The organism is Bacillus sp. NPDC094106, assembly GCF_044764345.1.
GTDB lineage: Bacteria > Bacillota > Bacilli > Bacillales > Bacillaceae_G > Bacillus_A.
This window is the reverse complement of sequence record NZ_JBIWHY010000002.1, coordinates 322,112-340,598: the sequence shown is the minus strand read 5'-3', so window position 1 is coordinate 340,598 and position 18,487 is coordinate 322,112. Positions and strand designations below refer to the sequence as shown.

Genomic DNA, 18,487 nt, shown 5'->3' with positions numbered 1-18,487 from the left:
AAACATATTATATATGGGACTTCGTTATACGGGTGCCAAATTGATTCATTCATTATCGTTCACAAATGTAATAAGGGGGAAAAGAAATGGTTCAATTAAATGGTAAAGTAGCGATCGTAACAGGCGGAGCAAAAGGGATTGGAAAAGCGATTACAGAAGCGTTAGCAAAAGAAGGCGCAAAAGTTGTTATTAACTACAATAGCAGTAAAGAAGCAGCTGAAAATCTAGTAAACGAGTTAGGAACAAAAGGGCATGATGTATATGCAGTTCAAGCAGATGTGTCGAAGCTAGAGGATGCAAAACGCCTTGTGGATGAAGCTGTGAATCATTTTGGTAAGGTTGATATTCTTGTCAATAATGCTGGTATTACAAGAGATCGTACATTCAAAAAGTTAAATCGAGAAGATTGGGACCGCGTAATCGATGTGAATTTAAGTAGTGTGTTTAATACAACGAGTGCAGCACTTCCTTACATAACAGAATCTGAAGAAGGAAGAATCATTAGCATTTCCTCTATTATTGGGCAAGCTGGCGGGTTCGGTCAAACAAACTACTCAGCAGCAAAAGCAGGTATGCTAGGGTTTACAAAATCATTAGCGTTAGAGCTTGCGAAAACGAATGTAACAGTAAATGCAATTTGCCCAGGATTTATTGATACAGAAATGGTAGCAGAAGTACCAGAAGATGTTCGTCAAAAAATCGTTTCTAAGATTCCAAAGAAACGTTTCGGACAAGCAGATGAAATTGCAAAAGGTGTTGTATACCTGTGCCGTGATGGAGCGTATATCACAGGGCAGCAACTAAATATTAACGGCGGATTATATATGTAATGAAGTAAGAAGAAAGTGCATATCCATAGCAGGAGTGCACTTCTTTCTTGAAGAAGGAAATCAATCAAAAAGGAGATAGAAAAATGACTACATTCGTAACAGAATGGGAAAAACAATTGGAATTATACCCAGAAGAATATCGAAAAGCATATCGTCGTTTTAAAAGAGCGAGTCAAGTTCTACTACGTGAACCAGAACCACAAGTTGGTTTAACGCCAAAAGAGGTTATTTGGACGAAAAATAAAACGAAGCTTTATCGTTACATTCCAAAACAAGGAAAAACACACGGAGTTCCAATTTTATTGATTTATGCGTTAATCAATAAGCCATATATTATGGACTTAACACCAGGAAATAGTTTGGTGGAATACTTAGTAGATCGTGGTTTTGATGTGTATATGCTTGATTGGGGAACATTTGGTTTAGAAGATAGTCATTTAAAATTTGATGATTTCGTGTTCGATTATATTGCAAAAGCAGTTAAAAAGGTAATGAGAACTGCAAAATCGGACGAGATTTCTTTACTTGGTTACTGCATGGGAGGAACACTAACATCCATTTATGCAGCACTTCACCCGCATATGCCAATTCGTAATTTGATTTTTATGACAAGCCCGTTTGATTTTTCTGAAACAGGATTATATGGTCCATTATTAGATGAAAAGTATTTTAACTTAGACAAAGCAGTTGATACGTTTGGGAATATACCACCGGAAATGATTGATTTTGGAAATAAAATGCTAAAACCGATTACAAATTTTGTTGGTCCGTATGTTGCTTTACTTGATCGCTCAGAAAATGAGCGCTTTGTAGAAAGCTGGAAACTCATTCAAAAATGGGTCGGAGATGGTATCCCGTTCCCAGGCGAATCATATCGACAATGGATTCGCGACTTTTATCAAAATAATAAACTAGTCAAAGGTGAACTTATAATTCGAGGGCAAAAAGTTAAACTCGAAAATATTAAGGCAAATGTATTAAATATTTCAGCAAAACGTGATCATATTGCCTTGCCATGTCAAGTAGAAGCATTACTTGAGCATATTTCTAGTACAGATAAACAATATGTGTGCTTGCCAACGGGACATATGTCAGTTGTATACGGTGGAACTGCTGTAAAACAAACATATCCAACAGTTGGGGATTGGCTTGAAGAACGTTCTAATTAAGATGAAACACGATAGGACAAGGTAATTTTGTTATTGTGATAAGTGAAATAAAAAATCCAGCTAACGAGTGCTAGCTGGATTTTTTTTTGAGAAATAACGAAAAATAAAAGGAGGAAATTTCATCTTAGGAGTATAGTTATGAAACTAACATTTGGGAATTTGTTTTGGAATCAAGGAGCTTGTATGCCTTGTTATCCACTATTAGAAAATGATATGATATGTGATGTGCTTATTATTGGAAGCGGAGAAGCTGGCGCTCATATTGCGTATTTGTTAACGAAGATAGGGATGAGTGTTACGCTAATTGGTAAAGGGAAAATTGCAAATGGAAGCACAGCTGCTAATACAGGGTTACTACAATTCGTTCATGATAAATCATTGACTTCACTAATCCATACATTTGGTGAAGAAAAAGGTGTACGTGCTTATCAGCTTTGTTATGAGGCGCTGCAGACACTAGAACGTATTGTTCCAATGCTAGATATTGATCCTGATTTTATTCCAAGAAAAAGTTTATATTATGCAAGTCAAAGTGAAGATATTTCATTTTTGCAGGAAGAATATTGCACATTACGCGATTACGGATTTCCTGTTGAGTATTTGACGGAAGCAGATATTAGAAATCGATATTCATTTACAAAGCCAGCGGCACTATGCACCCACGGGGATGCAGAAGTGAATCCATATATGTTAGCTCATGGTCTCATACATAAAGCGAAGCAACTTGGGGCCACTATTTTTGAAAATACAGAGGCTATGCACATTAAGTCTGCGCAAAAAGATTTAATTTGTTACACAAAAACAGGTAAGAAAATTGTAGCGAAATCAGTTATTATGGCTACAGGATACGAAGCGCTCTTTGGAAAAAAAGAAAGAAACACAACAATAGGGACTTCCTATGCAATTGTGACAAATGAGCAAGAGCATTTTGATGGATGGTACGACCAATCTTTAATTTGGGAAACGGCCCGGCCTTATTTGTATTTTCGTACATATAAGAATCGCATTATTGTAGGTGGACTGGATGAAACGATGAAGCTTCAGAAGATTGGTGATACGAAGTTATTGTATAAACGAAATTTACTTACTAAAATTATACAAGAAATGTTTCCCAATATGAAAAATGTAAGAGCTGACTATTATTGGGCTGCTGCGTTTGGTGGAAGTCATGATGGACTTCCTATTTTAAAAGAAGATGAAAAGATACCTAATTTATATTATGCATTACCGTATGGGGGAAATGGAACTGTGTACGGAATGGTATTTGCAAAGCTATTTCAGAAATTATTCACAAATAAAGAAATCAGTGACTTTTCTTTATTTAATCGATAGAAAAAAAGGTAGCGAAGTGATGGGATGAGAGAGATAAAGAGGTTATTACAAAAATTACGCCCGGTGCAGCTTATCGTTTTATTTTACTTTATAGCAGTAATTGTTTCGGTAATCTTATTAAGTTTACCATTTGTTATTAAACCGGGTGTAAAGTGGACATTTATAGATGCTTTATTTACATCTGTTAGTGCTGTAAGTGTTACAGGACTTTCGGTTGTGTCTATTCCTGATACGTTTAGTACAGCGGGGATTATTGTTTTAGCGCTTGTTTTACAATTTGGTGGTTTAGGAATTATGGCACTTGGTACATTTGTTTGGATGATAACGGGTAAAAAAATTGGTTTGCAGGGAAGACGATTAATTATGGCCGACCATAACCAAGGAAATTTATCTGGGCTTGTTGATTTGATGCGGTCTATTTTAATCGTAATTATTTCAATAGAAATCGTTGGGGCGCTGCTGTTAGGAACAAGGTTTTTGCATTATTTTCCAACGTGGAAAGAAGCTTATTTTCATGGTTTTTTTGCTTCTGTTAGTGCGACAACAAACGGTGGCTTTGATTTAACAGGTCAATCGCTTATTCCGTACCAAAAAGACTATATTGTACAAATCATTCATATGCTACTCATTATTTTAGGAGCAATTGGATTCCCGGTATTAATGGAAGTAAAACAGTATGTAAGTAAGAAAAAACATCAACTATTTCGATTTTCGTTATTTACAAAATTGACAGCAACGACATTTTTCTCGCTTATTATTGTTGGCACAATTGTAATTTTTTTATTAGAGCGAAATCAATTTTTAGATGGAAAATCATGGCATGAAACGTTATTTTATGCATTGTTTCAATCTGTGACAACGAGAAGTGGTGGGTTGGCCACAATGGATATACAAGACTTGTCCCAACCGACGCTTCTATTTATGAGCATTTTAATGTTTATCGGTGCTTCGCCAAGTTCAGTTGGAGGAGGGATACGTACAACAACATTTGCTGTTAATATTCTTTCTTTATATTCATTTGCAAAAGGTGGAAGAACAGTTCGTGTCTTTAAACGGCAATTGCATGAAGAGGATATTTTAAAAGCATCCGTTGTTATGACAATGGGGTTTTTATTATGTGCTTCTGCGTTATTGATTTTATCTATTACAGAAAATGTACCGCTTATGAATTTAGTTGTTGAAGTGTGCTCAGCTTTTGGAACGACTGGATTATCAACCGGTATCACCCCAGATTTAACAACTCCTGGTAAACTAATATTAATCGTTCTTATGTTTATTGGGCGTGTCGGGATTTTAACATTTATTTTAGCTAGTGGTGGAAGAGAACAACCTCCTCGCTATAAATATCCGAAAGAGAGAATTATTATTGGATAACATGAAGCCATTCTACCTGTGAAGGCAGAATGGCTTTTTAATCGTTAATTCCAAATTGGGGATGCATAAATGTGTCTTCTGCTTGTTCTGTTTTATTTTTTAGCAATTCTTGATTTTCTTCTGCAATCCATCCGATATCATTTGTTGGATGAATCCATTCTTTTCCGGCCATAATGGCAGGATCAATATCATCACTCCAATTGTTAAGCGGACTGTTTGGGGAATTATATTTACTGTCCCCAATTACAACATTATATGGATTAATAAAAGGCTGCTGCATTTGTTTTCCTGTTCCTTTAAAGGACGGGAAATTCATTTGATGTGGCAGAGTTTCATCTAAAATAGGTGAATGAATCTTTTGTTGTTTCTTCAATGTAATCGTTCCTTCTTCCGTATAATGAGAAATGTAAATGATTGGTTCATATGTAGTATTCCCATATGTACTTTGTTCTGTACTTGTTAACACTTCCCAGCAATAATTTTTGAATGTTTTCTTAAACTATGATAGAAAGTCAGATGTTATTACAGTTAGGGAAGGTGAATAAGATGGTAAAGCGAAAAGTAAAACAGCGCGCGGCAATCAATCATAATAAAACTCCAAAGGAAAGTCTACCAGATGCAGAATTTGCACTAGAGTATGAAAATGAAAACCCAGCGAAATATGCAAATCGTAATTCGAAAAAAGGTAAGAAAAAATGAGGCGTTTTTACAAACGTCTCATTTTTGGGAGTCTCAAGTATTGAATTGGAAAAAGCGAAATAATTAGAAGAGATTGTAAAAAAACCATTTGCTGGACGATGAGTTAAATATGAGAATTATACTTTAGAGTTTTCCTTTATTATATGTATAGGAATACAAAACGAATAGAAAAAGATTTGTATTTATACAAAAAATGGACACATTTTCCTAACTTGTTCATATAATTTACCAATAGAAAAAAAGTTGACCTGAGGAAAGAGGGGGAGGAAGTGTCGGAACGTATATATAATAAACTCATATTGTACGCGAGCATACTACAAAAACTTCGAGTTATTAATGAACAAGAAAAAAGTGAGATACTTCAAATGATGAACAAAAAAGCCTTATAAAAAAGGCTTTTTTGTTTATCCAGTTATTTCATATTTTTGTGTAAGTAAAAGAAACTATGTGGGAGAGAAACTGTACATAAAGTTCGATTGGTGAGGGTTCATAATTAGTAGGCGGTGAAGGGGGGGCTTACTAATTAAAGCGTTACTTTATACCGCTATTTGCGGGCTGGAATACTCCCACCTCAAAATTCGGTAAAAGAAAAGAAGTTAGGTAGAAGATAAAAAGCCTATAAAACCCACTGATTAAAGTTTCACTTTATGTCATATTATCCTGTTTTTAGGAGATGGAGAAATCATATTGACAAAAAGACATTCTCATGTGATAATTCAATTAAATTTTTAGAATAATCAAAAAATAAATTCTTTTACATAGAAATGATTCGTTTATTATATCGATATTATTACGGGGGTGACGAAATGTTATTTTTTCTAAAGAAGTGGAAAGAATTAAGAGATATAAAAATGGAATTGGCACTTCGTGATTGGTTTTATGGTACAAAAGTTAGTTTATCTATGTGTACATCGAAAGAACCATTAACGTTTTTAGTAAATATAGAGGGAAGGGACAAAGGGCTATTTGCTGAAGAAGATTTTATTGTAGTAAATAGCATGTGCGAGCCTGTATTTGCAAATGATGAAAAGCCGGCTATTGAATCGTTTATGCATGCAGATATTTACAAAAAAAGTAGTGCAGACTGTATTTTACAAGTTCAGACAGTAGATAGTCACTTACTGTTAGAGTTATATAGAGAAGAAGGAGAAGTTACGTTTGAAAAGAGTAGTGTAGGGCGTGTTTTTGGAAAAGAAGGCATAGAAGGGATTACAATCCCAATTGTAGAAAATGAACAGAAGTTTGCCGATTTATTAGAGAGTAACGTTCCAAATTTTACTGAAGGTGGGGGCGCAGTGCTTGTTTATAATCATGGAATGATTGTCTGGGGGAAAACACCGGAAGAGACGAAAAAATGGTTAGAAGGTCTAGAGTATTTAATGAATTATCATGTGAAATTATTGATGATTAAAGGAGCAAAGAGTTCGGTTATGTAAAAAATATGCACTATTTATGAATCACTAAATGAAAGCGTTTTAATAATAATTTCACTCATAAAATATGGGTCTCCTTATTATATATAGATTACATGTCGTCATGTGGGGAGGAACGTATTTTGCGAGTTAAATATCATTTTCTGCCGAAACAACAGGTGATTTTTTGTAAAAGTGATGATTCGGGGGAACAGGCGTTAAAGCTCATGAATGAAAAGGGATATCGAGCAATTCCTGTATTAGCAGAAGATGAAAAGCAATTTAAAGGGATTATTTATAAAGTGGATATTTTAGAACAGAAATGTAATGGTGGGTTGGAAGATATACGTGTGAAAGATATATGGGAAGATCAATCTGCATTTATTTTTGAAAAAGATTCTTTTTTTCGAGCTTTTTATGTAATTAGATGTCTTCCGTTTCTAGCTGTTTTGAATGAATACAATGAGTTTGTTGGTATTTTAACGCATTCTAACATATTTGATGTTATTGAAGATTCATTTGGCATGCGAACAGGAGGATATATATTAACCATTGCAACACAAGATTGTAAGGGAACGATTAAAGAACTTGGTACACTTTTAAAATCGTATCATATTGGTGGGTTATTGACATTAGATAATGGTGATCAATATATTCGTCGTGTTATTGTAAATATAACAGATGACCTAAATGAAAAAGCATTAAAGCAATTAACTGCAAAAATAGAGAGAAAAGGATTTCGGGTGAGTCATGTAGACTATATTTAGAAAATAGAGAGCAGCTATGTGGCTGCTCTCTATTTTTGTTTAGAGACGGGAGGTGGTGACAGGGCAAGATCAGATAGAAAAATAAAGTCTGCATATTCACGTACTCTCGGGATAGACGATTCAATGACGCGAGAAGTAATTTCTCCAGGAGGACCAACATGACCAATAGCTACTACAACGGGCTTTTCTTTAATTTTTTGTAGAAGTAACTGTGCCTGTTTTGTAATGTGGGATGATGTATAGACGTCATCAAAGAATAATTGGTTTTCTACAATAGGAACACCTAATTCTTTTCCGATTTTTGGTACTACGCTTTTTGGATTTGTTTTACTATCTAAATAAAATAGACCATGCTTTTTACATACAGACAGTATGATTCGCATAATTCTTTCGTCGGCTGTTACTTTCGATCCCATGTGATTGTTCATACCAATTGCATGCGGTACTTCCTGAATGGCCTGTTCAATTCGATTTTTAATTTCATCATCACTTAAATCAGTTGTAATTGCCCTCGGACCGAGCCATTCCTTTTTTCCCTTAATTGGTTCCATAGGCATGTGAATGATAACTTCATGGCCTTTTTTGTGTGCAGCTATTGCGTCTTGTTTAGTAGATGGCAGGAACGGCATAACAGCAATTGTAAGTGGTATAGGAAGGGATAACATTTTTTCAGTTCCCTTCATATTGTTTCCGAAGTCATCAATTATAATGGCAACTTTATTTGTATGAGCGCTTGCTTGAACAGGGAAAATGAGAATAGGGACTAAAATAAATAGTAGGAATGTAATGATCGGTTTACGCATATAATATGTTCCTTTCTGATTCACAAGATGAATGATATAGTTGTATCTTTTCCAATTGAACCAAGGGAGAACGAACTATATATACATCAATTTAAAAAACGACATAAACCCCCTCTTTTTAGGTGGGAGAGAGCATCTGGCCATGCATAGAAGCGGTCATGGCCCTTTTCTGCCACATGCGAAGTAAAAACAGAACGAGCAAATGAGTGTAGGTTACTTTTTATTCTGCATAGCAGGGATTTAGATGTCGAAAAATTAAAATGGATTTATATAGATCGTTTAACTAAAAATGAAATCATCATTATGATTTGCGTTTTTAGTTAAATTAAACAAAAAATGTCGAAGAAAAATAAATTGAAAAATAGAAAAGCAGGGTTTATCTATAGTTTGTAAAAAAATAACATAAAAAAAATGTCTATTATTGCGAATGTATTTACAAAGATAGAATAATTTGTAATAATTCTCAAAGTGAGATAAAGATTTGTAAATTACAGGGAGAAATTGTTAAAATTTCTGAGTATTCAAATGCAAACGCGATATACATTTGTAGTCTGAATGTATGGAGTGAAGAGTATGGAAGAACAATGAGGGGGATATGGATGCTTACAGCAAAACGGAAGTACACAATGGAAAAGCTTTCGCGTGATATTCGTATGAAGCGTGAAGAAATGATTCATTTAGGTTTAACGAATGGATTAGATAATACTGAAACCATTCAAGTGAGCCAAGAATTGGACAAGCTCATTTTACAGTATCAGCGCTATAAAGAAAAACAAACATCAAGATGGTCATTATATTGGAAGATACCCATTTTCCAAATAGGATATGGAGGGAAATCAAGTTCTTTTTGGAAAATATTTGTGACTGGTTTTATGAAATAAGTATAATTACCCTCCTGAGAGAAGGATAATTATACTGAATCTAATGGAAGTTCTATCTGAACGGTGGTTCCTTTATTTTCTTTGCTATCAATCAAAATATGTCCACCATACATTTCTATGATTCGTTTGCATATGACAAGTCCGAGGCCTGTCCCGGTATCTTTACTAGTAAAGAACGGATGAAAGAGGTGTTTTTGAATATGCTTTGGAATACCTTTTCCAGTGTCAATAATTTGTAATTGCGCGTGCTCTTTATTACTGGTTACTATAATTGCCAATGTATCACCAGATGACATAGCTTCAATTGCATTTTTTGTAATATTTAAAATCACTTGTTTCATATGATCTTTTGAGCAGCGGATATGAACTGGGTAATCTGGTAAGTTCAAAGTAAACGTAATGTTATATAGATTTGCTTCGGATTGAATAATTACTGCAACTTCTTTGAGAATATCTCTTATATCATATGTTTTTTCAGTAATTGCTGTCGGTTTACCAAGGATAAGAAATTCGCTAACAATTTCGTTGATACGTTCTATTTCTTGCTCAATTATTGAAAAATAGAACTGATCTTGTTCATGGGTGTATTTTTCTTTTAATAGAGCAACGAGGCCCTTAATTCCAGTAAGGGGATTACGGATTTCGTGAGCAGTACTAGCTGCAAAAGTCCCAACCAATTCAATTTTTTGCAGTTCATTTTGTTGCCTTTCCAATTTAGTTTGACGTTTCAGTAGAATATACTGAACACGCAAAAATAAAATTGTCATTAAAAATAAAGTAACGAGACATTCTACTATGACCATTTGATATAAAGTCTGCTGATGAATAGGTAATGGAGAAACAGAAACTTCCCAATTTAGTTTTTGGAGTGGAGTAGAAACCATGTTAGTATGCTGCCCGCTTGGTTCATTGTTATCATCCGTTAGAAAGACTACACCGTACTGGTCGGTTACTTCGAAATGATATTGTGGTTTAATAGCATTTAAAGCAGACGATATATAATCAAAACGCAAACTGGCTAATAATAAACCGGAAATTTGCTTTTGTTTTGTAAAGATTGGTGTAGCAATCATAATAGCTTGATGTCCAAGAACACGATCTGTAATAACAGATGATACAGTTGTTTTTTTAGATTTAAATGCTTCTTGTATATAAGCTCGATCTGAGACGTCAATAGGTGTTGTTAGCCCTTCTGATGCGATTGTTATGAGCCCATCTTTATTTGTGTAATACAGTCCAGAAAAACGCTCGTCTTTTTCATCTGTATCATGAACAATTTGCTTGATGCCATCCATGTTTTCGGTACTGACGACCATAGCGAGCATTTCTAAGGCGGACATGGCTTCACCGATATGATGATCTAGGTAGTCCCTATATAAAAATAAAGCAGTATGAGCAGCTTGTTTATTTTCCTGTTGCATTTGATAGGAGTGATAAGAGTACAAAGTCGCACCAATCCCTAGCGTTGGTAATATAACAAGCAGTATATAAAAAGCTATGCTTCGTAAATTTCCGTTCAAAGTTGCTACTCCTTCTTTTTTGTTATCATTATATATAAACTATGTTAAAATTGTCATGTTTTTATTCAAAGCATGATTGCCAGCAAGTATTATTATATGCATAAAAAATGTGGAAAGAAAGTAGAGAGAACAGAATGATGAGTGAACAATCACTCGGAGACTGTAATGACGAGTAATGAATTATTTTGTTTTGTAGAATGTCTTTAATTTTTAAGAATTTAAGTGAAGGATTGAAATTGTATGATATCGAATGATGAGCGAGAAGATATTTCTCAATCTTTAAAAGTATTTATTGCATTATCACGTGTACACCGTTCCGTTATGGATACTACAAATAAATCTATACGAAGTAACGGACTAAATCCAACTGAGTTTGCTGTATTAGAATTGTTATATCATAAAGGGAGTCAACCGCTTCAACAAATTGGAGAGCGCATTTTAATTGCTAGCGGCAGTATTACATATGTTGTAGACAAGTTAGAAAAAAAGGGACTTGTGAAACGAATTCCATGTCCGAATGATCGACGTGTTATATATGCACAGTTAACTGAGGCAGGAGAAGCTCTCATCGATTCTATTTTTCCAAATCATGAAAAGGTTATACATCACGCCTTTGAGATGCTAACAAAAAAAGAGAAAAATGAATTGTTAACCTTGCTTAAAAAAATTGGAAAATATGAAAAATGAGAGGTATTCAAAAAAGCTTTCGACAGAAAATAATCTAAGGCTTTTTTTGTTTATCCCGCATGAACGGGCAGTCATACTCTCACTTCAAAATGCGGCGAAAGTATTGTCCAGCTCTAGCAGCTAGAATCTCCGGTCATTTTGCCCCCCTCGGACGAGGCAAAAGGCGTCTCTCTGCCATTGGCGTGGGCGTCCTGCGGTTCTGAGCGAGCCGCTTCCGCTTTTCTAAAGAAGTTAGGTGGGAGATAAACGATCTGTAAAAGTCCGATTGGTGAAGGTAATCATCAGTGGAGGATAAAAAACATTGATTAAAGTGTCACTTTATATTTCTGAAATTACATATAGAGAAAATATTAAAATTTCTGACGAATTTTGTTGAAGAATAAAAGGAGAATCGGAAATGAAAATGGAATTATAGTTAAGGATGCATATAATTTGAGAGGAGACACATTTATGTCATTTAAAGATTATGAATATAAACGCCCGAATACAGAAGAATTACAAGAAAAAATTACTACAGCTTTAGAACAATTTGAAAATGCGAAAGCAGTAGAAGAACAAAAGCAAGCGATTGGTTTTATTAATAAGATTCGCAATGATTTTGGGACGATGGGAACGCTTTGTTCTATTCGACATTCTGTTGATACGACAGATGCTTTTTATAAAGAAGAACAAGATTTCTTTGATGAAGCTTATCCAGTTGCACAAGGATACGTAATAAAATATTATAAAGCATTGCTAAGCTCTCCGTTTCGTGCTGAATTAGAAGCTTATTATGGAAATCAATTGTTCGCGTTAGCAGAATGTGAATTAAAAACATATTCAGAAGAAATTGTGAAAGATTTACAAATGGAAAATAAATTATCTTCACAATACACACAGCTATTAGCAGCTGCAAAGATTCCGTTTGAAGGAGAAGAAAGAACATTATCACAGCTTATTCCTTTCATGCAAGGGACAGAAAGGAATACACGTAAAGAAGCGAGCGAAGCATACTATGGCTTCTTGGCAGAAAATGAAGAAGAGCTAGATCGTATTTATGACGAGCTTGTTAAATTGAGAACGAAGATTGCGAAAACGCTTGGTTTTAAAAACTTTGTTGAACTTGGATATGCAAGAATGTATCGCACAGATTATAATGCGGAAATGGTTGCAAATTATCGTAAACAAGTATTAGATTACATTGTTCCCGTTGCAACGGAATTAAGAAATAGACAAAAAGCGCGCATCGGTGTAGAAAAACTAGCTTACTATGATGAAAACTTTGAATTTGCAACAGGTAATCCAACTCCAAAGGGAGATGCTGATTGGATTATCAATCATGGAAAGACGATGTATAAAGAATTATCAAAAGAAACAGATGAATTCTTCAACTTTATGTTAGATAATGATTTATTAGATTTAGTTGCGAAAAAGGGAAAAGCTGGCGGCGGTTATTGTACATATATTGAAAATTATAAAGCGCCGTTCATTTTTTCAAACTTTAACGGAACGTCTGGTGATATTGATGTGTTAACACATGAAGCTGGTCATGCTTTTCAAGTATACGAAAGTCGCAAGTACGAAATTCCAGAGTATAATTGGCCAACGTATGAAGCGTGTGAAATTCACTCTATGAGCATGGAGTTTTTCACATGGCCATGGATGAAATTATTTTTTGAAGAAGATACAGATAAATACTATTTCTCTCATTTAAGTTCAGCATTGTTATTCTTACCATATGGCGTATCTGTTGATGAATTCCAGCATTATGTATATGAAAATCCAGAGGCATCGCCAGCAGAGCGTAAAGCAGCATGGCGTAATATAGAGAGAAAGTATTTACCACATCGAGACTATGAGGATAATGATTATTTAGAACGTGGTGGATTCTGGCAACGTCAAGGTCATATTTATAACTCGCCTTTCTATTATATTGATTACACATTAGCTCAAATCTGTGCATTACAATTTTGGAAACGTGCACGGGACAATAGACAGGAAGCATGGGAAGATTATGTGAACCTTTGTAAACAGGGAGGAAGTCAATCCTTCCTACAATTAGTAGAAATTGCGAATTTGACATCTCCATTTACAGAGGGTTGTGTACAAGGAGTAATTACGGAGATTCAAGCATGGTTACGTGCGGTAGATGACACAAAATTGTAAAAAACATATACTGTTTTTTTAAGGTTTATCATCGACACATGTATCAAATAATGAGATAATAAAAGAAAATTCAGATTTATCTAAAAGAGGTGTTTCTAAATAAGAAGCACCTCTTTTCACCAAAAAGAGGAGGGAGAATTATGCTTCAATCTAATATGGATGTTAGTTTAAAAACTTTGCTGCAATCATTACAATCTACAAGAAGTACACTGCTATCAGAAATTGAGATGCTAAATGATACAGAAGTGAATGTGAAGCCTCGGCGTGATAAATGGAGTATTATTCAAATTTTGCATCATTTACATCTCATTGAACAATCTGTTACATCAGCTCTTGTATATGCTTTGCAAAAAAAGGAAAGAAAAGAAGCTCCATTCAAAGACCTCCAGCTTACTCTTGATCGGACACACAAACGAGAAGCTCCTCAACAAATGCAACCAACGGAAACACTAATGAAAAAACAGCAAGTGATTCAGTTACTTGATCATTCACGACAAGAATTATTGCATACGCTCCATGGTGTTATAGATGAAAAAGAATTACTTGAAAATTCATTAAAGCATCCTGTTTTTCATGAACTTAATTTATATCAATGGGTTCAATTTCTTGATTTACACGAACAGAGACATCTTACGCAATTGAAAGAAGCGAAATATGCTATTTTACAAAGATAGAGTGCGTATCATTTGGAATAAAAGAAGTGAGCCAATAGCTAGTTGGTTCACTTCTTTTATTTTATCTTGCTATTTGCATTCACCTCTAATTTCAGCGGAAATAAAAAAGCTAAGGATGAAGATGAGCATTTGTAAAAGCTCGGCTAGTGAGGACTAATAATTAGTGGGAGGAAGAGTAATTAGAAAATGAACGTTTTATCCCGCATTAACGGGCAGTAAGATCCCCGCCTCAAAATTCAGCAAAAGCAAAGAAGTTAGGTGGGGAATCAACTGCCCGTAAAAGCCCGATTCGTTCAACTAATAATCAGTGGGGGATGAAGAAAACCCCCACTGATTAAAGTTTCACTTTATATATTGGAGTAATGCATATTTTTTCTTCTTATTTTGGAATAATACATGAGGAAGGATAAGAAGGAGCTGAGAGTATGTCAAAGAAGAAAAAAGAAGAAGAACGTGCTTGGAAAGCGCGAAAAGAAAATCAAAAACCACATGGAAAAGTAAAGACTTTTGCTGAACTTGTGGATGAAACTGAAAAAACGTGATGATCATTTCATCACGTTTTTTGTATGAGTGGAAAAGTTAATAGGAAGGTTGTACCAATGCCTTTTTCACTTGTAATATCAATTTTTCCATCCATTGCTTTGACGACGCTGAATACGACCATCATCCCAAGTCCGGTTCCTTTCTCTTTCGTAGAATAGAAAGGAGAGCCAAGGCGTTTCATTTGTTCTGGATCCATACCGATTCCATTGTCTTTTATATACAATCGTATATGTTTATGATCAGGCACTAATGTGAGAATCAGGTCACCACCTTTAGGCATAGCTTCAATACAATTTTTAAGAATATTTAACAAGCATTGGTTGAATTTTTGTTTTTCGCCAGAAATAAGAAACGGGCTACTTTGTTTTATGTAATGTATACGAACATTTGCTAAATTAGCTAGTGGCGTAATAAGAGATAGTGCATGAAGTAATTCATCTTCTAGTTGTAACACTTGTTCTTTCTCAATACTTGGTTTTGCAAATGTTAAATAATCTGTAAGAACATGATTTGCTTGTTCAATCCCATGGATAGCTATTTCTGTATATAACTTTCGATCTTTTTCAGAGCAGTCGTCAGATTGTAGAAGTTGTAAAAAACCTTTTGTTGAAGTTAAAGGATTGCGAATTTCATGGGAAATGGAGGCAGCCATTTCCCCGATAAGATGAAACTTCTCAGCGTTAATAAGTTCTTCCTGTAAACGAATTTGCAATTGAAGTATGTTCAATAAATACAGAATAAGAATTGTACCAATTATTGCACATAGTTCATACGCAACAATATAAGGAAGATAGTATTCAGAATTAGGTACTTTGAGAAGAAAAGCAGGAACCCAAACGAATCCATATGTAAGACTATATAAAATGGCAAGTATAATTTTTATATGATTCGATCCTTTGTTGAAAAATTTATATGTGGAAAGTAGGACGACATATAAAAGAATAGAACCGACGGCGGATGGAAAGACTCCTATTCCTCCTATTAAGAAACGGTATATGTTTAATACAATTAAAATGGCCCCACCAGCAACAGGGCCTCCGGTTAAAGTACTGATAACTAATACGATATGACGCATATCAAATTGAAATCCGTTAGTTGTTTTTGCAGCAAAAGAAATACAAAGAATTGTGGCAACGCTGCAAAATAATATAAATATAGTTGAATTCAGTTTAGGCGAATGTTTCCCTTTTTGATTCCAAAACAAGTGATACATTAGCATCATAACGAGGATCGATAATATGTTTAAAAAGAGGTAAATAATAAAGTGTTTCAGATGCATGCCCGCCTTTCTATTTTTGTATATATACATCAATTAAAAAACCGACATAAACCCCCTCTTTTTAGGTGGGAGAGAGCATCTGGCCATGCATAGAAGCGGTCAGGGCCTTTTTCTGCCACATGCGAAGTAAAAACAGAACGAGCAAACGAGTGGAGCTTACTTTTTATTCTGCATCGCAGGGATTTAGATGTCGAAAAATGAAAATGGATTTATATTGAATGCCAATATAATCATACTATTAAAATTCAAAAAAATGAATATTAACCTTGAATGAAAGACAGAAAAATCAGATGTTTTTCTGGATATATACAGTATGTTACAATATGTGTTGGCAATGAAAGAAGAAATTCCATGTATGACATGGGAGAGGTTCGTGAACTCCCTCTATAAAAAACTATGGAAACAACAATATCCTTAGGTATTGTTTTGTTTTTTTATTGTGACAGTTCAAGAACGTTCTTTCTTCTTATTCGTAGTAGAGAAGGAGAATGAGTGAAATGAAAAAAGAAAAAGCGGTTGTTGTTTTTAGTGGTGGTCAAGATAGTACAACATGTTTATTCTGGGCTATACAACAGTTTGCAGAAGTAGAAGCTGTAACGTTTAATTATAATCAACGTCATAAGTTAGAAATTGATTGCGCAGCAGATATTGCAAAAGAACTAGGAATCAAACATACAGTACTAGATATGAGTTTATTAAATCAGCTTGCTCCGAACGCGTTGACTAGAACGGATATGGAAATCACACATGAGGAAGGGGAATTACCATCCACATTTGTAGATGGACGAAATTTACTATTCTTATCATTTGCGGCTGTATTAGCTAAACAAGTTGGAGCACGTCATATTGTAACTGGCGTATGTGAAACAGATTTTAGCGGTTATCCTGATTGCCGTGATGTGTTTGTGAAATCGTTAAACGTTACTTTAAACTTATCGATGGATTACCCGTTTGTTATTCATACACCACTTATGTGGATTGACAAAGCAGAGACATGGAAATTGTCAGATGAACTTGGTGCATTCGAGTTTGTTAGAGAAAAAACATTAACATGCTATAACGGAATAATTGGTGATGGCTGCGGTGAATGTCCAGCATGTAAACTTCGTAAAGCAGGATTAGATACGTATCTACAAGAACGCGAAGGGGCGAATGTATAATGGAACAAAACTTTTTTGGATTTCGCATTGTAGAAAATTTACAAAAAATGGACAAGGATATTCAGCGTGAGCAATTAAAATATCATAATAAACGAGTGATGGTTAGCAAGGAATTTACATTTGATGCAGCGCATCATTTGCACTGTTATGAAGGGAAATGTAAAAATTTACATGGTCACACATACAAAGTTGTTTTTGGTATTAGTGGATATGTAAATGAGATTGGACTTGCAATCGACTTTGGAGATATAAAAGAAATTTGGAAAAAAGAAATTGAAATTTATTTAGATCATCGTTACTTAAATGAAACATTACCAGCGATGAATACAACTGCTGAAAATGTGGTCGTTTGGATATATGAAAAGATGGCATCTGCACTTACAAAAGAGAATCGTGCAGATGAATATAAGGGAGCACGTGTTGAATTTGTTCGCTTATTTGAAACACCAACAAGTTATGCGGAAGTAAGACGGGAGTGGATGCTCGGTGAGTAAAATTCCTGTTTTAGAAATTTTTGGCCCGACAATTCAAGGAGAAGGAATGGTTGTGGGTCAAAAGACAATGTTCATTCGTACAGCAGGATGTGATTATAGTTGTGCTTGGTGTGATTCTGCTTTTACATGGGATGGATCAGCAAAAGAGCAAATTAGACAAATGACTCCAGACGAAATTTGGAGTGAACTTGTTGAACTTGGTGGAGAAAGCTTTTCACATGTAACAATTTCAGGTGGAAATCCAGTGTTACTGAAAAATATAGAGAGTTTGCTGGATGTATTAAAAGAAAAGCAGATTCGTACAGCTATTGAGACACAAGGAAGTAAATGGCAAGAATGGTTACTCCATATCGATGAAGTAACCATCTCACCAAAGCCACCAAGTTCACAGATGAAAACCGATTTTATCATGTTAGATTCTGTAATTGAAAGATTAGCAGGGAAAGATTTTAGTTTGAAAGTAGTCGTGTTTGATGATCATGACTTTGAATATGCAATAAAAGTACATGAACGCTATTCGCATGTACCATTTTTCTTACAAGTTGGAAATGATGATACAAAAACAGTGGACGATACAATGCTTGTTGGAAAACTACTACAGAAATATGAATGGCTTATTGAAAAAGCTGTTCATTGTAAAGAGATGAATGATGCGAAAGTATTACCTCAGCTCCATGCATTAGTATGGGGAAATAAGCGAGGCGTATAAGGAATTCTT

General features: G+C 34.8%; 19 protein-coding genes and 1 riboswitch. Of the genes, 15 read left to right on the top strand and 4 right to left on the bottom strand.

Features of this window, described 5'->3' with window-relative positions:
- The first annotated feature begins 86 nt into the window (after positions 1-86).
- From ACIQ7L_RS04610 to ACIQ7L_RS04595, 4 genes are all read left to right on the top strand, one after another.
- Positions 87-830 (top strand): acetoacetyl-CoA reductase, encoded by a 744-nt coding sequence (locus ACIQ7L_RS04610; RefSeq protein ID WP_400567029.1) that lies wholly within the window; start codon positions 87-89, stop codon positions 828-830.
- An 83-nt stretch (positions 831-913) separates the two neighbouring features.
- Positions 914-1,999, top strand: a complete 1,086-nt coding sequence (gene phaC, locus ACIQ7L_RS04605) for a class III poly(R)-hydroxyalkanoic acid synthase subunit PhaC (RefSeq protein ID WP_400567028.1) — start codon at positions 914-916, stop codon at positions 1,997-1,999.
- Between the two features lie 138 nt (positions 2,000-2,137).
- Entirely contained in the window at positions 2,138-3,331 is a 1,194-nt protein-coding gene (locus ACIQ7L_RS04600; RefSeq protein ID WP_400567025.1) for an NAD(P)/FAD-dependent oxidoreductase, read from the top strand.
- Positions 3,332-3,355: 24 nt separating this feature from the next.
- Complete coding sequence (locus tag ACIQ7L_RS04595) at positions 3,356-4,705, top strand: TrkH family potassium uptake protein (protein WP_400567023.1); 1,350 nt, start codon at positions 3,356-3,358, stop codon at positions 4,703-4,705.
- Positions 4,706-4,742: 37 nt separating this feature from the next.
- Here ACIQ7L_RS04595 and ACIQ7L_RS04590 read toward each other — a convergent pair whose 3' ends face one another.
- Positions 4,743-5,078 (bottom strand): DUF3905 domain-containing protein, encoded by a 336-nt coding sequence (locus ACIQ7L_RS04590; RefSeq protein WP_400567149.1) that lies wholly within the window; start codon positions 5,076-5,078, stop codon positions 4,743-4,745.
- Positions 5,079-5,251: 173 nt separating this feature from the next.
- Here ACIQ7L_RS04590 and ACIQ7L_RS04585 point away from each other — a divergent pair, with 173 nt between their 5' ends.
- The 3 genes from ACIQ7L_RS04585 (at position 5,252) to cbpA (ending at position 7,583) form a co-directional block, all read left to right on the top strand.
- Entirely contained in the window at positions 5,252-5,404 is a 153-nt protein-coding gene (locus ACIQ7L_RS04585; protein WP_170958205.1) for a hypothetical protein, read from the top strand.
- Positions 5,405-6,210: 806 nt separating this feature from the next.
- A complete protein-coding gene (locus tag ACIQ7L_RS04580) occupies positions 6,211-6,840 on the top strand; it encodes a class II aldolase/adducin family protein (protein WP_400567020.1) in 630 nt (209 codons plus the stop codon).
- A gap of 119 nt (positions 6,841-6,959) precedes the next feature.
- Positions 6,960-7,583, top strand: coding sequence for a cyclic di-AMP binding protein CbpA (gene cbpA / locus ACIQ7L_RS04575; RefSeq protein ID WP_097896118.1), 624 nt, complete (start codon positions 6,960-6,962; stop codon positions 7,581-7,583).
- A gap of 29 nt (positions 7,584-7,612) precedes the next feature.
- Here the strand turns inward: cbpA and ACIQ7L_RS04570 are convergent, their stop codons facing one another.
- On the bottom strand, positions 7,613-8,386 hold the full coding sequence (locus ACIQ7L_RS04570) for a divergent polysaccharide deacetylase family protein (RefSeq protein ID WP_400567018.1): 774 nt from the start codon (positions 8,384-8,386) through the stop codon (positions 7,613-7,615).
- Positions 8,387-8,985: 599 nt separating this feature from the next.
- On the opposite strand from ACIQ7L_RS04570, the gene ACIQ7L_RS04565 reads away from it, so the two are divergent.
- Positions 8,986-9,267 (top strand): Spo0E family sporulation regulatory protein-aspartic acid phosphatase, encoded by a 282-nt coding sequence (locus tag ACIQ7L_RS04565; protein ID WP_400567016.1) that lies wholly within the window; start codon positions 8,986-8,988, stop codon positions 9,265-9,267.
- Positions 9,268-9,296: 29 nt separating this feature from the next.
- Here the strand turns inward: ACIQ7L_RS04565 and ACIQ7L_RS04560 are convergent, their stop codons facing one another.
- Complete coding sequence (locus tag ACIQ7L_RS04560; RefSeq protein WP_400567013.1) at positions 9,297-10,787, bottom strand: DUF3149 domain-containing protein; 1,491 nt, start codon at positions 10,785-10,787, stop codon at positions 9,297-9,299.
- A 240-nt stretch (positions 10,788-11,027) separates the two neighbouring features.
- On the opposite strand from ACIQ7L_RS04560, the gene ACIQ7L_RS04555 reads away from it, so the two are divergent.
- The 4 genes from ACIQ7L_RS04555 (at position 11,028) to ACIQ7L_RS04540 (ending at position 14,835) form a co-directional block, all read left to right on the top strand.
- A complete protein-coding gene (locus ACIQ7L_RS04555) occupies positions 11,028-11,474 on the top strand; it encodes a MarR family winged helix-turn-helix transcriptional regulator (protein WP_400567012.1) in 447 nt (148 codons plus the stop codon).
- Between the two features lie 450 nt (positions 11,475-11,924).
- Positions 11,925-13,619 carry a M3 family oligoendopeptidase gene (locus ACIQ7L_RS04550; RefSeq protein ID WP_400567009.1) on the top strand — a complete coding sequence of 565 codons (1,695 nt, stop codon included), beginning with the start codon at positions 11,925-11,927 and terminating at the stop codon, positions 13,617-13,619.
- 140 nt (positions 13,620-13,759) lie between these two features.
- On the top strand, positions 13,760-14,293 hold the full coding sequence (locus ACIQ7L_RS04545; protein WP_400567007.1) for a DinB family protein: 534 nt from the start codon (positions 13,760-13,762) through the stop codon (positions 14,291-14,293).
- A 425-nt stretch (positions 14,294-14,718) separates the two neighbouring features.
- Positions 14,719-14,835 carry a DUF6254 family protein gene (locus tag ACIQ7L_RS04540; protein WP_097899437.1) on the top strand — a complete coding sequence of 39 codons (117 nt, stop codon included), beginning with the start codon at positions 14,719-14,721 and terminating at the stop codon, positions 14,833-14,835.
- Positions 14,836-14,846: 11 nt separating this feature from the next.
- Here ACIQ7L_RS04540 and ACIQ7L_RS04535 read toward each other — a convergent pair whose 3' ends face one another.
- Positions 14,847-16,055 (bottom strand): ATP-binding protein, encoded by a 1,209-nt coding sequence (locus ACIQ7L_RS04535; RefSeq protein ID WP_400567147.1) that lies wholly within the window; start codon positions 16,053-16,055, stop codon positions 14,847-14,849.
- A gap of 420 nt (positions 16,056-16,475) precedes the next feature.
- Positions 16,476-16,519: riboswitch (PreQ1 riboswitch) on the top strand.
- A 93-nt stretch (positions 16,520-16,612) separates the two neighbouring features.
- Here ACIQ7L_RS04535 and queC point away from each other — a divergent pair.
- Genes queC through queE form a run of 3 tightly spaced genes read left to right on the top strand, consistent with a single transcriptional unit; the run spans position 16,613 to position 18,478 of the window.
- A complete protein-coding gene (gene queC, locus ACIQ7L_RS04530; RefSeq protein ID WP_400567004.1) occupies positions 16,613-17,275 on the top strand; it encodes a 7-cyano-7-deazaguanine synthase QueC in 663 nt (220 codons plus the stop codon).
- Entirely contained in the window at positions 17,275-17,769 is a 495-nt protein-coding gene (gene queD / locus ACIQ7L_RS04525) for a 6-carboxytetrahydropterin synthase QueD (RefSeq protein WP_400567001.1), read from the top strand. The genes queC and queD overlap by 1 nt, the downstream gene beginning before the upstream one ends.
- Positions 17,762-18,478 carry a 7-carboxy-7-deazaguanine synthase QueE gene (queE, locus tag ACIQ7L_RS04520; protein ID WP_400566998.1) on the top strand — a complete coding sequence of 239 codons (717 nt, stop codon included), beginning with the start codon at positions 17,762-17,764 and terminating at the stop codon, positions 18,476-18,478. The genes queD and queE overlap by 8 nt, the downstream gene beginning before the upstream one ends.
- Positions 18,479-18,487 lie beyond the last annotated feature (9 nt).